The organism is Mycobacterium sp. (assembly GCF_032162105.1).
Classification (GTDB): domain Bacteria; phylum Actinomycetota; class Actinomycetes; order Mycobacteriales; family Mycobacteriaceae; genus Mycobacterium.
In genome coordinates, this window is the sequence record NZ_JAVRPS010000390.1 from 1 (window position 1) to 14,667 (window position 14,667).

The 14,667-nt window shown below is 65.4% G+C and carries 16 protein-coding genes and 1 pseudogene; 15 read left to right on the forward strand and 2 right to left on the reverse strand.

Annotated elements, in window-relative coordinates; genetic code table 11:
* The 8 genes and pseudogenes from QOC69_RS19875 to QOC69_RS19910 all read left to right on the forward strand — a co-directional run.
* Positions 1-719 (forward strand): acyl-CoA dehydrogenase family protein (locus QOC69_RS19875; protein ID WP_526442718.1); only part of this gene is annotated, 719 nt, incomplete at its 5' end.
* 15 nt (positions 720-734) lie between these two features.
* The gene (locus tag QOC69_RS19880; RefSeq protein WP_526442720.1) at positions 735-1,211 is read left to right on the forward strand and encodes an alpha/beta fold hydrolase; all 477 of its coding nucleotides are present in this window, start codon (positions 735-737) and stop codon (positions 1,209-1,211) included.
* 24 nt (positions 1,212-1,235) lie between these two features.
* Complete coding sequence (locus QOC69_RS19885) at positions 1,236-1,676, forward strand: alpha/beta fold hydrolase (RefSeq protein WP_526442722.1); 441 nt, start codon at positions 1,236-1,238, stop codon at positions 1,674-1,676.
* Positions 1,677-1,782: 106 nt separating this feature from the next.
* Positions 1,783-2,199, forward strand: a complete 417-nt coding sequence (locus QOC69_RS19890; RefSeq protein WP_526442724.1) for a nuclear transport factor 2 family protein — start codon at positions 1,783-1,785, stop codon at positions 2,197-2,199.
* Between the two features lie 19 nt (positions 2,200-2,218).
* Positions 2,219-2,347: pseudogene (locus QOC69_RS19895) on the forward strand (CoA transferase); the annotation flags it as partial.
* Positions 2,348-2,684: 337 nt separating this feature from the next.
* Positions 2,685-3,836, forward strand: a complete 1,152-nt coding sequence (locus tag QOC69_RS19900; RefSeq protein WP_526442746.1) for an acyl-CoA dehydrogenase family protein — start codon at positions 2,685-2,687, stop codon at positions 3,834-3,836.
* Positions 3,837-3,865: 29 nt separating this feature from the next.
* Positions 3,866-4,636, forward strand: coding sequence for an enoyl-CoA hydratase/isomerase family protein (locus QOC69_RS19905; protein ID WP_526442748.1), 771 nt, complete (start codon positions 3,866-3,868; stop codon positions 4,634-4,636).
* Positions 4,637-4,674: 38 nt separating this feature from the next.
* On the forward strand, positions 4,675-5,667 hold the full coding sequence (locus tag QOC69_RS19910; RefSeq protein ID WP_526442726.1) for an acyl-CoA dehydrogenase family protein: 993 nt from the start codon (positions 4,675-4,677) through the stop codon (positions 5,665-5,667).
* Between the two features lie 18 nt (positions 5,668-5,685).
* Here QOC69_RS19910 and QOC69_RS19915 read toward each other — a convergent pair whose 3' ends face one another.
* Positions 5,686-6,480, reverse strand: coding sequence for an enoyl-CoA hydratase/isomerase family protein (locus QOC69_RS19915; protein WP_526442728.1), 795 nt, complete (start codon positions 6,478-6,480; stop codon positions 5,686-5,688).
* Between the two features lie 304 nt (positions 6,481-6,784).
* On the opposite strand from QOC69_RS19915, the gene QOC69_RS19920 reads away from it, so the two are divergent.
* The 5 genes from QOC69_RS19920 to QOC69_RS19940 are packed head-to-tail and all read left to right on the forward strand — an operon-like array spanning position 6,785 to position 11,584.
* Positions 6,785-7,906, forward strand: coding sequence for an acyl-CoA dehydrogenase family protein (locus QOC69_RS19920; protein ID WP_526442730.1), 1,122 nt, complete (start codon positions 6,785-6,787; stop codon positions 7,904-7,906).
* Between the two features lie 20 nt (positions 7,907-7,926).
* Positions 7,927-8,748 carry an enoyl-CoA hydratase/isomerase family protein gene (locus QOC69_RS19925; RefSeq protein WP_526442732.1) on the forward strand — a complete coding sequence of 274 codons (822 nt, stop codon included), beginning with the start codon at positions 7,927-7,929 and terminating at the stop codon, positions 8,746-8,748.
* A gap of 35 nt (positions 8,749-8,783) precedes the next feature.
* Positions 8,784-9,893, forward strand: coding sequence for an acyl-CoA dehydrogenase family protein (locus QOC69_RS19930; RefSeq protein ID WP_526442734.1), 1,110 nt, complete (start codon positions 8,784-8,786; stop codon positions 9,891-9,893).
* Entirely contained in the window at positions 9,890-10,900 is a 1,011-nt protein-coding gene (locus QOC69_RS19935; protein WP_526442736.1) for an acyl-CoA dehydrogenase family protein, read from the forward strand. Before QOC69_RS19930 ends, QOC69_RS19935 begins: the two co-directional genes overlap by 4 nt.
* 60 nt (positions 10,901-10,960) lie before the next feature.
* Positions 10,961-11,584 (forward strand): hypothetical protein, encoded by a 624-nt coding sequence (locus QOC69_RS19940; RefSeq protein ID WP_526442738.1) that lies wholly within the window; start codon positions 10,961-10,963, stop codon positions 11,582-11,584.
* On the opposite strand, the gene QOC69_RS19945 is transcribed toward QOC69_RS19940, so the two are convergent.
* Positions 11,518-12,111 carry an SDR family NAD(P)-dependent oxidoreductase gene (locus QOC69_RS19945; protein ID WP_526442740.1) on the reverse strand — a complete coding sequence of 198 codons (594 nt, stop codon included), beginning with the start codon at positions 12,109-12,111 and terminating at the stop codon, positions 11,518-11,520. The genes QOC69_RS19940 and QOC69_RS19945 overlap by 67 nt on opposite strands.
* A gap of 470 nt (positions 12,112-12,581) precedes the next feature.
* Here QOC69_RS19945 and QOC69_RS19950 point away from each other — a divergent pair, with 470 nt between their 5' ends.
* Positions 12,582-13,487, forward strand: a complete 906-nt coding sequence (locus QOC69_RS19950; RefSeq protein ID WP_526442742.1) for an SDR family NAD(P)-dependent oxidoreductase — start codon at positions 12,582-12,584, stop codon at positions 13,485-13,487.
* Positions 13,488-13,509: 22 nt separating this feature from the next.
* A partial coding sequence (locus tag QOC69_RS19955; protein ID WP_526442744.1) for a cytochrome P450 occupies positions 13,510-14,667 on the forward strand: 1,158 nt, incomplete at its 3' end.

The following is a 14,667-nucleotide window of genomic DNA, read 5'->3' on the forward strand; positions in this document are numbered from 1 at the left end:
GTCACTACGTCGTCAACGGGCAGAAGTACTTCATCTCGCACGCCAATGAATGCGACGAGCTCTTGCTGGTCACCCGCACCGGCGTCGATGATCGGGGCCGCGGACGGCTGACCCTACTGATGGTGGATCCGCACAGCCCGGGTCTGACGATTCAACCCATACCGACTGCTCCGGAACAGCCCGAGCAGCAATTCACGCTGTTCTTCGACAACGTGGAGGTCAGCGCCGACCGGGTGATCGGTGAGCCCGGCAACGGTCTGCGCGTTGCCTTCGACGGGATGAATCCCGAACGCATCTTGTCGGCTGCGATTTCAACCGGTGTGGGGCGATGGGCGCTGGGGAAGGCGTGTGACTACGCCCGCAGCCGCCGGGTGTGGGATCAGCCCATCGGCGCGCACCAAGCCGTCGCCCATCCGTTGGCCGAAGCCAAGCTCAGACTCGAGCAGGCCCGGTTGATGACTCAGCGCGCGGCGGCGTTCTACGACGCGGGACTGCCAGCCGGCGAACTGAGCAACTTCGCCAAGCTCGCGTCGGCCGAGGCCGGGGTGTTCGCGCTGGACCGAGCGATCCAAACGCACGGCGGGAACGGCATGGCGCTGGAGAGCGACCTATCGTCGTACTGGTTCCTTCTGCGTCTGCAGCTCATTGCCCCGGTGTCGCGTGAAATGGTGCTCAACCACATCGCCGAACACTCCTTGGGATTGCCCCGGTCCTACTGAGACACAGGAGAACTGATGGCAACCAACGCGCACGTGCAGTCGGCGGAACACCACGACGACGCTGACGCATTTGACGATCCCGACGCAGTGTGGCTTACCTACGACTGGTCGGCGGTCACTCATGATGCCGTCGTCGCGAGTCGCGCGGTTCGCTACGTCGACGTCGGCTCGGGCCCGACTGTCATCCTCATCCACGGACAGGGTGGCTGCTGGCAGTGGTGGCTGCGGGTGATCCCGTCGCTGGCGCGCACATCACGAGTAATTGCGGTCGACCTCGCCGGATTCGGCGCCTCTGAGGTGGCGGTGGGCGATGCGTTCTATGCCCAGAGCGCCATCGTGCTCAGCCTTCTCGATCAGCTCGGCGAATCCACTGCCACCGTCGTGGGGCATTCGATGGGAGGACTGGTCGCCTTGGCCGTGGCCGCCGACCACCCCGAGCGGGTCGCCGGGCTGGTCTTGGTCAACGGGGGAGCAGTACCGGTCGCACGGTGACGGCTGGGCCTCATTCTGGTCGGGATGCGCCTCGCGCACGCCGCCTTGTCGCAGCCGCGCATCTGCCGGTGGATCGCCACCACCGTGTGGGCGCACCGCTGCTTCTTTGCATCGGGTGTCGTCGATCCGGCGTCGGTCTCGCCGGCTTTGGCAGCAATCCTGGTGCCGGCGATGGGCGCGCCAGGATTCGTGGCAACGATGCGCGCCGCAGTCAGAGCGCGCGATGAGATCAACCCCGCGCGGATCAAATGTCCGGCGCTGGTGGTGTGGGGGGCGCGCGACCGTATCCTGACCGTCGGCATGGCCCGCTCGCTGGTCGCACAAATGAGCGGCGCGGAGCTGGTGGTGTTCGATGACGTCGGTCACTGCCCGATGATCGAAGCGCCGACTCGGCTCGCCGCGGAGTTCCGCCGATTCACCGGTGCCCCGCGTGACAACGAAGGTTCACGTGTGGATGGACCGTGATCACGTCACGACGCCGTACCCACGTTGATCGCCGATCGAATAGTGTAAGCGATCGTTAACACACGCGTTGACGGATCGACGCCGACGATGATGGAGAGGTGTTGCGATGGTCGAGCATGCTGAAATGGGCGAACAGGGGCCGGCGGCCGTGGCAACCGGGTTCTATCAAGCGCTTTCGCGCGGGGACGCGGAGGCGGCAGCGCAACTGGTCAATGATCACTTCGCCTCCGATGCCGAACTGATACGGCCGGGATCACTGCCGGGCGGCGGAACGATACGCGGTGTGCGGGCGATCGTCGCGTTCGTGCGAGCGGCGGTGTCCAGCGGCGCCACGATCGACGTCGATCGCGTGTTGGAGTCGACAACCGGTGAACAGACCGACGTGATCGCAGCGCTGTCACTGAGTTTGGGACAGGCCGCCATGCCGGTACTGGAGCGGTGGACGTTCGTGGGGGATCGCGTCAGCCGACTTCAAGCATTCTATTTCGATACCGCGGCCATGGTCGCCGTGGCCAAGACCTAGCTCCGGCAGCTCGAGGAGAATGGTGCAACCTCTGTGCGGTATCAAGGTGGTGGAGTTCGGTGGGATCGGTCCGGGTCCGTTCGCCGCGACGGTGCTGGCCGACATGGGCGCCCAGGTGATCCGGTTGCAACGCCACGGTCCTCAAAGCCCGGTCGACCTTCGCGGCGGCGGGGCCGACCTGCGCTTCTCGCTAGGCACCGAGTCGGAATCGGCCCAGCCACGATTGGACCAGTTCCTGCGGGAGTGGGATCTCAGCGCCGATGTCCCGGTACGGCTACAGGCTCTCGTAGATACCGACCCGTTCGACGGCTGATGTAAACGATCGCTATCGTGTGCGGGTGATCGCAGGCGAGTAACCACTAATAAGAATAATCTACGGGCAGAATCAAGATGGTTTCGTAATGTGAACGATCGTTATATAGTGTGCTGGGCTACACAGGATGGAGAAGCGTGTGACCGCGATAGATCAAGGTGCCCCGCCGGCACTGGCATTGCTGCCCAGCGTCGAGGAGAAGGCTCTGCGGGAAGCGGTCTATGCCATCGCCGCCGAGTATGGGCCGAAGTACTACAAGCTAATCAGCGACGAGGGCCGCCCGCCAGATGAGCTGTGGGCCGCCCTGGGAGCCAACGGTTTTCTCGGAGTGCACCTTCCCGAGGAGTACGGCGGCGGCGGGCAGGGCCTGCAAGAACTTGTCGCCGTGCTGGAGGAAACGGCGGCCGCCGGGTGCCCACTGCTCAAACTGCTGGTCTCACCAGGCATCATCGGGACCATCCTGGCCCGCCACGGCACACCCGAGCAGAAGCAACGCTGGCTGACCGGGATTGCCAATGCGGAACAGAAATTCTCGTTCGCCCTGACCGAGCCGAACGCGGGGTCCAACTCTCACAACATCTCGACCGTCGCGCGCCGAGAAGGCGACAAGTACTTCATCAGCGGGCAGAAGTACTTCATCTCCGGTGTCGACGTGTGTGACCACATGTTGGTCGTGACCCGCACCGGTCATGACGCCAAGGGCCGCGGAGCACTCACCTTGCTCATGGTGGACCCGAACGCGCCGGGGCTGACCAAGCAGCCGATCGAGACCGCACTCGACGAGCCGGAGAAGCAGTTCACGCTGTACTTCGACGATGTCGAAGTCGATGCGGATTGCCGAATCGGCGACGAGGGCAAGGGTCTACGCGTGGCGTTCGACGGGCTCAACCCCGAACGCATCCTGTCCGCAGCGGTGTCCAACGGCATCGCCCGCTACTCGCTGAACAAGGCCGCCGACTACGCGCGGACACGCTCGGTCTGGTCAACCCCGATCGGCGCGCACCAAGCGATTGCTCACCCCCTTGCCGAAGGCAAGATCAAGCTCGAGCAAGCCCGCTTGATGACCCAGAAAGCCGCAGCTCTCTACGACGCCGGCCTCGACGCCGGAGAGGCCTCCAACATCGCCAAACTCGCCTCGGCCGAGGCCGGCGTGCACTGCCTTGATCGCGCCATCCAGACCCACGGCGGCAACGGTTATGCCAACGAATACGAGTTGGCGCAGTTCTGGTTCTTGACGCGCCTACAACTCACCGCGCCCGTCTCGCGAGAGATGGTGCTCAACTACGTCGCCGAGCACACGCTGAAGCTGCCCCGCTCATACTGATCAGCCCACATAGCAGACTGGACACGAACATCGCCGCTGACGCAGTAGTCCTCGCGATCGCCGATCATGTCGCGACTATCAGGGTGAACCGGCCTGAGGTGCGCAATGCGATCGATCTGGCGACCGCCCAGGAGCTGGAACGAGCCCTCGATCAGTGCGAGGCAGACAGTGCGGTACGGGCGATCGTGCTGAGCGGCGCCGATCGTTACTTCAGCGCCGACATGGACCTCAAAGCGGTCAGCGCCACCGGCGAGCGGCCAATCACCGCCTCCCGTGGCGCCTTCGGGATTGTCGAGAAACCACCAGGCAAGCCATTGGTGGCAGCTGTCGAGGGATACGCGCTGGGCGGCGGATTGGAGATTGCGTTGTGCGTTGACCTGATCGTGGCAGCGGCCGATGCGCGGCTGGGGCTGCCGGAAGTCAAGCGCGGACTGGTGGCCAGCGCCGGCGGCGTGATTCGGATCCCGCGCCGTGTGCCCTTCGCCGCAGCGATGGAACTGATCTTGACCGGTGAGCCGATCATGGCATCCAAAGCGCTCGAGCTGGGCTTGATCAATCGTGTTGCTACTCCTGGCAACGCCCTGGCGGAGGCCATCGCCATGGCGCGGGTCATCGCTGCCAATGCGCCGATGGCGGTGCGGGCGGCCAAGGCCATTGTGCTCGAGTCCGCGGACTGGGCGGCGAGGAACGCGTTCAGCGAGCAGAGGAAGTACACCGACCCGGTGCGTGCGTCCGACGATGCCCGCGAGGGCGCATCGGCCTTCGTCGAGAAGCGACAGCCACAGTGGACGGACTCGTGACGTCGCAGCTTGACTGGGGCGCCCAACCACCCCTCGAGTTGTTCGAGCCCACCGAGGAGCTACGGGCCTTCCGTGACGCCTACGTCGGGTTTCTGTCCAGGAAGGTTGTGCCGCGCTACTCCGAGTTCCGCGAGGCGCAATCCATCCCACGTGAAATCTACTGTGAAGCAGCAGAACTCGGCTTCCTGGGCATGTATGCCCCTGAAGAGTTCGGCGGCGCCGGGTTTGCCGACCCCGCCTTTGGGTTGCTGATGGTCTACGAGGCCGCTGCCCAGGGCTGCCTTGGATTTGCCGCAGTCATCGGAATGCATGCGACCGCATGTATCCCCTTCCTGACCCGGCATGGAACGACAGCGCAGAAGCGCAGTTGGCTCAACCGCCTCACTGCGGCTGACGCGCTTGCCGTCACTGTGGGCAACGGTGATGTGATCGTGGGTGCCGACGCCGATCTCGCCCTCATCCGGGTGGGTCGCGATGCCGGCCCAGCTGTTCTGATCATCCCCATCGCCGACGCCGGTGAAGGCATCTCGCTCAGCCGAGTGCACCTGCCACTGGGGATGGAAGAAACACCCATGGCGACACTGATGTTCGATGAATGCCCAACGACCGAGGATGCGATCGTGGGTGACGCCGACACGCTGGGAGCTCTGCACGATCTCGCCTGGGCGGCAGCGTATCTCGGTGCCTGCAGGGCGGCGATCGGTTGGACAGTGGACTACACGGCACAGCGGAAGGTGTTTGGTCGCCCCCTCATCGAGTTGGAGAACACCCGTCATCAGCTGCAACGGATGACATCGGTGTATGAGCGCGGGGCTGCCTCGCTGCGGGACTGTCTGGCCACCTCTGGCTCCGGCGCCCGCTGGGCACAACGCTGCCGCGCCGCCAATGACGCAGCCGCCGAAGCGCACTGGCGAAGTGTGGATCAGGGACTGCAACTGCACGGAGGATACGGCTACATGCGGGAGTACCCGATTGCGCTGGCCTACGCAGACGCGGCGATGGTCCGCACACTGCGTGCTGCGGGATCGTGAATGCCGCTGCCCGACCGCTCAACGGCCGCGAAACTGGGGCGCCCTCTTGTCCTGGAACGCGGCAATCGCCTCCATGAGGTCTGCCGAGGCCAGAGTGTGCTCTTCAAGCGCGAACGATAGGTCGAGCACCTCGCCCGCCCGCTGATTGGTGACACGGTTGAGCGCGCGTTTGGTGCCCTGCACCGCCAGTGGGGCCGCAGCCGCGATCGTGCGAGCGATCGCCAGCGCGGCATCGCGGACCTGTGAGGCGTCGTCGACCAAATCGGTTACCAGGCCCAGCGTGTAAGCAGTTTCGGCCGGTAGTGCATCGCCGGTGAGTAGGTGGCGCCGCGCCCGCAGCATGCCCGCGGCCGCGGGCCAAACCACGCATCCACCGTCGCCGGCGACCAGACCAAGGCGCACATGGGGATCCGCGAGCGAGGCACTGCGGGCGGCGACGACGGCGTCGCAGGACAGCACCAGCGTGGCTCCCAGACCGATCGCCGGACCTTGAACCGCGGCGATGATCGGTTGCGGCAGCGAGAAGAACGCCGCCGCCAGGGCCCTGCCCGTGTCGATTATCTGGCGCCTGGCCACGCTGTCGCGGTGGGCCTTCTGCATCATCTCGAAATCTCCACCGGCGGAGAAGGCCGGGCCCTGCGAGGACAACACCACCACGCGCGTCGTCGGATCGTCCGAAACCTCCCGCAGCGCGTCGATGAGCTCGTGATGGAGCTGTTCATCGACCCGGTTGAGCACCTCGGGGCGGGTGAGCACGATCTCACGCACGTGTTCGTCGAGGACGCGCACCTCTAACGCCGCGGTGCGGTGCATGGAAACTCCCGTCTGGTCACCAACTGAATCCTTCGCGCCACATGATGTTAGTCATCGTTATCATCGATGGGCAAGAATCGGTGGCCATCGTTGGTGGTGGTGAAGTCGTTCCATCCGAAATGACGAGTTGTTTAGCAGGTGTATTCGCCCGAAGGTCCGGCATAGTGCCAACGTCGACATATGGAGAGGCTGCCGCTGGATGCCAACGGTCTGCGGTATAACGATCGTTTACATCGAGCTGGTGTGTCGCCTATGGTGTAGGAACGGCAACCCGGCCGGCGGTACAGCAGGAGGACGCAGGCCCGTGCGACGCACCGTCTTCACCGCGGCGCACGACCGTTTTCGGGATGAGGTCGCGCAGTTCTTCAGCACGGAGGTCGTCCCGCAGTATTCGTCGTGGGAAGTCGAGGGCCGCCCGCCACGCAGCTTCTGGAAGCGAGCGGCCGAGGTCGGCGTATTGGGGATCGGCGTACCCCCGCACCTCGGCGGGATGGAGGGTTCAGACTTCCGCCACAGCGCGGTGGTCAGCGAAGAGAGCCAACGCCTGGGCCTAGCGCTGGGAGGCGTGCGGGTGCACACCGACATCTGTATGCCCTATCTCCTGCGCTACGGGACCGAAGATCAGCAGCGCCGCTGGGTTCCGCGCCTGACGGCCGGCGACGCAGTCGTGGCGTTGGCGCTATCGGAACCCGGGGCAGGATCGGATCTCAAGGCCATGTCCACCCGCGCGGTGCGCGACGGAGCCCACTACGTGGTCAACGGGTCAAAGACCTTCATCTCCAACGGTGCCGCCGCTGACCTGGTCGTGCTGGCAGTCAAAACCGACCCGAGCGCGGGGCGTCGCGGAATCAGCCTGCTCGTCGTGGAACCCGACACACCGGGTTTCGAGCGGGGACGCCGGCTCGACAAGCTCGGTCTGCACGCGCAGGACCTGGCCGAGCTGGCATTCAGCGACATGCGGGTGCCGATGGAAAACCTGCTGGGTGAGGAAAACCGGGGCTTCGAGTACCTCACGTCCAATCTTGCCAAGGAGCGGGTGTCGATCGGCATCAGTTCGCAGGCCGCGGCGGTGGCGGCGCTGAGCGAAACCCAACGACACCTGGCGGGGCGACGCTTGGCGCAGCCGGTGCGTTTCGCGTTGTCGGCGCTGGCTGCCGACACCGACGCGGGCCAGGCGCTGGCCGACCACGCGATCGGCGGTGTGGTGGCCGGCACCCTGGGTGGCGCCGACGCCGCGGCAGTCAAGCTGTACTGCACCGAACTTCAGGGCCGCGTCCTCGACGGTTGTTTGTCCGCACTGGGAGTCGACCACTGCAGTGCCTCCTCGCTGGTCGGTCGGGGCTACCTCGACGCACGAGTCACCCGCATCTTCGGCGGGTCGAGCGAAATCATGAAGATCATCATCGCGCAGGACCGCGGATGGTGACGAACCAAGGGGCATCATCCATGACCGACACGTTCTCGGCGCCAAGCGATTACGACAGCAAGGACCATCCCCGTGACCTGGCTGTGAGTATCGTCGATCAGCACGTCGCGGTGGTCGAGATCTGCCGTCCGCCCAATAACTACTTCGACGTCGACCTGATCACCGAGCTGGCCGAGGTCTACCGCAATCTCGATTCGCAGCGGGAAGTGCGCGCGATCGTGCTGGCCGCCGACGGGAAGCACTTCTGCGCCGGAGCCGACTTCAGCGGCCAGAGCGGCGCGGGCGAGATCTCCGCCGATGCCGGCGCGCGCGACCTCTATGCGGCGGCGGTGCGGTTGTTCGCTGTGCGCAAACCGGTGGTGGCTGCGATCCAGGGTGCGGCCATCGGGGGTGGGCTCGGTCTGGCAATGTCCGCGGACTTTCGCGTCGCTTCCACTCAGGCGCGGCTGGCCGCCAACTTCTCCCGGCTCGGCTTTCATCATGGCTTCGGCTTGTCAGTGACGCTGCCGCGGGTGATCGGAGCCCAGCGCGCAGCCGAACTGCTGATCACCGGCCGCACGGTCGGCGGCACCGAGGCGTTGCAGATGGGGCTGGTCGACCGCCTGAGCGAACCGGCCACGCTTCGCGCCGACGCCATCGCGTTGGCCACTGAGATCGCCGCGGCCGCGCCGTTGGCGGTGGAAAGTATCCGCGCCACCCTCCGTGCGGACCTTCTCGAGGAGGTCCGCACGGCGACCGAACACGAACGCGCCGAGCAGGCTCGGCTGCGATTGACCGCCGACTTCTCCGAAGGGCTGCAGGCAGCCAAGCAGCGTCGCGCGCCGATGTTCCACGGGCAGTGACGGCAGTGCCGCTCAACCTAGAGGCGGGAGGACCAGTGACACGCCAGCACAGCGGTTTCGATGACCTCCGGCACACGGTGCGTGCCCTCACCGCAGAATGGCGCACCAGTGGGCGGTATACGCCCCGCTGCGATTGCTGGTTGCGGTCGGCCGACCCGGAATTCAGCAAGGAACTGGCCACCAGGGGCCTCATCGGCCTGACCTGGCCGCACCAGTACGGCGGCGCCGAACTCGACTCCAGAGCCCGGCTCGTGGTCACCGAGGAACTGCTCAGAGCGGGAGCGCCGGTGGCCGCACACTGGATCGCCGACCGCCAGATCGGACCGGCAATCCTGCGTCACGGCAACCCGGAGCTGCAAAAGGAGATCCTGCCGGGCATCACCGCGGCCGACTACTTCTTCTGCCTCGGAATGAGCGAACCGGAAGCGGGTTCGGACCTGGCGGCCGTGCGTACCAGCGCCAAACGGGTCCTCGGCGGTTGGCGAATCTCCGGACGCAAGACCTGGACGAGCAATGCTCACCTCGCCACCCATGCATACGTGCTGGCGCGCACCGACACGACCGGACGCAAGCACGACGGTTTGACCGAGTTCGTCGTCGACATCACCAGCGACGGAGTCGATGTCACCCCGATCGTGGACATGTCGGGCGAACACCACTTCAACGAGCTGACGTTGACCGACGTGTTCGTCCCCGAACACCGGGTCATCGGCACTGTGGGCAACGGGTGGCGTCAGGTGATCGAGCAACTCTCCTTCGAACGTGGCGGTCCCGAACGTGTCCTGAGCACCTATCCGCTGTTGGTGGCCTGCACCCAACTGGCGCGCCAAGCCGATTCGGAGGACCTGGTGCAGGAGGTGGGCCACCTCGTCGCGCGGCTAGGCACGCTGCGGCAGATGTGCTGGGACCTGGCCGAAGCCTTCGACCGGGGAGATGCACCGGTCATCCAAGCAGCCGAACTGAAGTGGCTGGGCACACGATTCGAAATAGACGTGATCGAGTGTGCGCGGCACGCCAAGGCCTCGCGCAGCGCCTTCGGCGGACTCTACGACCAAGCGCTGCTGGCATCGCCAGGATTCAGCATCCGCGGCGGCGCCTCCGACGTTCTGCTGTCCATCGTCGCGAAAGCCGAGGCCCGCCGATGAGCGAGCTGCAAAGCGAACTGGCCGACCTTATCGCCGGCCTTTCCGCACAACAGCCCGAACCGATCGACGGCGAACCGAGCCCACTGTGGGAAATCGTCTGTGACCTCGGGTTGGCGGCAGTCGGGTTGTCCGAGGACGCCGGCGGCTCGGGAGGGGGCTTCACCGACCTCCTGACCGTGATCACCGAGCTGGCCTACACCGGGATCGGCACGCCGATCGTTGAGGCTTCCACCGCAGCGGCGGCGCTGCAGCAGCCGCCCGCCGCAACGGGTTTCGCGACGGTCGTGCTCGCGACCACCGTCGCCATCCTGGATGGGCAGCGGTTGACCGGCGAGATACCCGGTGTCGGCTACGGTGCCCTGGCCGCCCGGTTGGTCATCGTGCTCGGCGACCGCGTCTTCGTCGTCGACAGCGGCGCGGAGGGCAGCTCTGGTGAGCATGCCGCCGACCTCTCCGGGCGGCCCACCAGTACCTTGCGCTTCGACGGCACGCCTGCGGAGCGATTGCCCTCTACGGCTAGCGTCGAGGAGGTTGTGGCCAGGCTCGATATCTGTCGATCGGCTGAACTGCTCGGCCACGCCCGCGCCGCGTGCGACCTGACACGCCGCTACGTACACCAACGCGAGCAGTTCGGGGCGCCCCTGGCTGACGTGCCAGCCGTGGCAGCAGGATTGGCGCAGATGGCGATCCAGGTCCGACAGGGACGGGCCGCGCTGGGCCGTGCCGTCCGCATCTACGTCTCAGAGACTGCCGATCAGCAGGCCAAGCTGCGGGCCGCCGCAGCGAGCCGATGCATGAGCGCCGACATGTCAACGGTCACAGCGCAACTAGCCCATCAACTGCATGGTGCCGTCGGAGTGACCCGGGAGTATCCACTGCACCGCCATACGCGTGCGCTGTGGGCTGGACGGGACGCCGACGAACCCGTGAGCACGCGCAGCGCTGCGTTGGGACGCGCCGCGGCAACGGCAGAAGAGCACGTGTTGTGGGACGAATTGACCGCGTGACCGCCCGCCCCCCCGATTCCAGACGACGTCCACGATCTGTCGCCGGCCGCACTGACTTTCATGCTTACCTCCTCAGCTGCACTGGCCGAGGTGATTGTGGAAGGTGTCGCCTGTGCTCCGATCGGTATGGGCCAACTGGCCAACAGCTACCGACTTGAGCTGTCCTACCGCCGCGGTGGGGACGTGGGTCCGGCACCGGTGATCGCCAAGATCCCGAGCGCAGACGACGCCAGCCGGCCAACTCGCTGCCGCCACGGCGCCTACGAGCGGGAAGTTCACTACTACCAGCGGGTGGACCAACACGCCGCTCTGTGCACGCCCCGCTGTTACTACGCCGCCGCCGCCGAAGATCGGCTGAGGTTCGTAGTGCTGATGGAGGATCTGGCTCCTGCGCGCATCATTGACCAGCTGCAAGGCTGTGGTCCCGACGAGGCCGCGCTTGCCCTCGGTCAGGCAGCTGCGCTGCAGGGCCCGTTGTGGCGCCATCAGGTGATCGAAACCGAACCCTGGTTGCGCGCTGAACCGCAGCGGCAAGGAATGGCAGAAGCGATCGAGCACGTCGCGCCCATCTGGCTCGAGCGGTTCGCGATACGCTCCACGGAGTCCTTCGACCATGGTTACGGCAGGTTCTCCACCGGTTCCTGCTCCGATGCCGTAGCGGTGCGTTCGACGCGGCGTTCATAGCCGCTGCGACTCGCCCTATCGGCCTCGAGCATGAATTCCGATCCACCCAACACCTGCGAGAGTTTCTCTTTCGCCCGCGCGGGCAACACATTGGCCAGTCGGCTCACCGGCCCGTACGCCCTGGGTACGTACGCCGTGCGGCGCCGCGTCTGAATGAGTTTCACGATCGCGTGGGCGACATCGCCAGGCTGGGCGGTGGGGATGCCCTTGATCCCGCGCAGTCCGGCCGCAAGCTCGGTGTTGACAATGCCAGGCAGCACGCAGGAGATAGTCACTCCGGTACCCCGAAGCTCCAGGCGCACGGCATCAGAAACCGCGATCACGAAACTCTTGCTGCCGCAGTACGTTGCGGCACCGGGCAAGCCGCTCGTGCCGGCCACCGATGCGACGTTGATGACGTGACCACGACCACGGCTCAGCATGCGGGGCAGGAGAACCTTCATGCCGTGGAGGACACCGTGACAGTTCACGTCAAGCACATGGCGCGCGATGTCGTCCGACTCCTCGATGAGCTCGTGCAAGGGCATGATCCCGGGCCATGAACGCTCCTCGTGCGCCAGCGTTCGTTCGCCCGCCCGAAGTGCCGTGAGATGCGCGGAAGGGTGCCCGATACTGGCCGCTAGGTCAGGACGGCTCCCTGGCCGTCAACGAGGATCAGTTCTAGCACTGTCAGTAAGCCCCAAGCAAGGGAGACGCGGCGACCGCCTTCGATTCGTCGCTATGGCCGTGAGGCGGGGTCACATGAATTCCGGTAGTACCAAATGTATTTCGCGGCGACGAGGAAACGTCATGGAGCCGAGTGTTCTTCGGCGCCGGCGAACGCCGCCGTGCGTTCATCGGTGGCCGTACGCGCCGCGGTGCTGGCCACGGCCCCGATTCCAGGGTTGCTCCCAGTGCCTCCGTGTGCTTCTTGACCCGCATGCTCCGTCCGGTGTACGTTAACGGTCGTTATCCGAAATTGAGCTAGCCGCGTCGTGTCGCGCCGAAGGAGGTTGAAGTGGCTGAACTGGGCTTCGACGGCCGAGTAGCTGTCGTCACTGGCGCCGGCGGCGGTCTGGGACGCGCGTACGCCCTGCTCTTGGCGCAGCGCGGGGCAGCCGTCGTGGTCAACGACGTCGGAGGATCGGTGGCAGGCAACGGAGCGGATGCCGCCAAGGCGCAACAGGTTGTCGGGGAGATCCGGGCGCTTGGCGGCCGCGCGGTGGCCAATACCGCGTCGGTGACCGCTAGTAGCGCGGGACAGGACCTGTTGCAGACCGCACTCGATGAGTTCGGCCGTCTGGACATTTTGATCAGCAACGCCGGCATATTGCGTGACAAGGCTTTTCACAAGATGACCGACGACGACTTCCGCGCGGTGGTGGACGTTCACCTGTTCGGTGCCTTCAACGTCACCCAGTCGATCTATGCTCATATGCGCGAACAGCAGTACGGGCGCATCATCTTGACGACCTCTGCAGCAGGGCTGTACGGCAACTTCGGACAGGTCAACTACTCGGCCGCCAAGCTGGGCCTGGTCGGGATGGCCAAGTCATTGGCGCACGAGGGCATCAAGAGCAATGTCAAGACCAACGCGATTGCGCCGGCTGCGCTGAGCCGCATGACCGAAGATCTCATGCCCGCCGGCCTTGGCCAAACCATGGGACCCGATGTCGTCGCACCCGTCGTTGGCTATCTGGCTCATGAGTCTTGTGCGCTCAACGGCGAGATCCTCACGGCATTCGGGGGCCACGTGGGCCGAGCGTTCATCGGCGAGTCACTGGGGGTGACGCCAGGTGAACTGACGATCGAGGCTGTTGCCGACAGGCTCGGCGACATCGAGTCCCTGGAGGGCTTCGCGATGCCTACCTCGCCGATGGATGCGTTGGCCTTGCTGACGAGCGCTCCGGCCGCCAAGGCCTGACGCGAGGGGATGGAGGACCACCATGGGCAACACCGACGTCGAAGACCGCCCCGGCCGATCCGGAAGCGACAGTTTCCCGGATCTGTCTGCGCGTGCGTTCTGGACCTACACGCAGCGCGAGCGAGACGAATCGTTTCGCATTCTGCGCCAGACCGACCAACTGACCTTCCAGCGCCCTCCGGAGATGTCGCTGCTGCCCGCGCAGCAGGGATACTGGGCCATCGTGCGGCACGAGGACGTCCGCCACGTGAGCCGGCACCCCGAGCTGTTCTGTTCGGGTCAGGGCGTGGTGCTCGACGACGCCCCGGCAGAGCTCTATCAGATCGTGGCCGGTTTCCTGCCCACCGACGCGCCGATGCACGCACGGCTTCGTGGCCTGGTCAGCCGCGCCTTCACCCCCGCCCAGGTCAAGAAGATCGAAGACCAGATCGGTGAACAGGCGGCCAAGATCGTCGACGAGGCCGTGTCCACTAGCGACACTGAGGTGGTCAGCCAAGTATCGATGCGCCTGCCGCTTTGGACGATCTCGGAGATGGTCGGTGTCCCCGATCACCAGCGCGTGCAGATGCACGAGGCCGCCAACCTTCTGGTCGCCATCAACGACGAGGAGTTCGTCGGAGCCGAGGACGATCCGATGACCGTCTTGATGGGCGGGGTGCTCACACTGCACGCTATGGCCAAAACTCTTGCGGCGGACCGGCGCACGCATCCGGCGGACGATCTGATGACCGCGCTGGTGCACGCCGAGGTCGACGGCGAGTCACTCACCGAGGACGAGATCGCCTCGTTCTTCACGTTGCTGGCCGTCGCGGGTAACGACACCACGCGCAACACCATCACCCACGCCATCAAGGCGTTCTCCGACTCTCCCGAGCAGTGGGACCTGCTGAGATCCGATCCGGCGCGGTATCTCGACTCCGCGGTCGAAGAAATGATCCGATGGGCCTCGCCGGTGCACCTGTTTCGGCGGACTGCTACCGAGGATGCCTACATCCGTGACCAACTGATCCGCCAAGGCGAGCGGGTCGTGATGTTCTACGGGTCGGCCAACCGCGACGAGCTGGTGTTCGAGAATCCGTGGACGTTCGACATCACCCGTAAACCCAACGAGCACCTCGGATTCGGTGGCGGCGGGCCGCACTTCTGCATGGGGGCTTTCATTGCACGTCGGCAGTTGCGC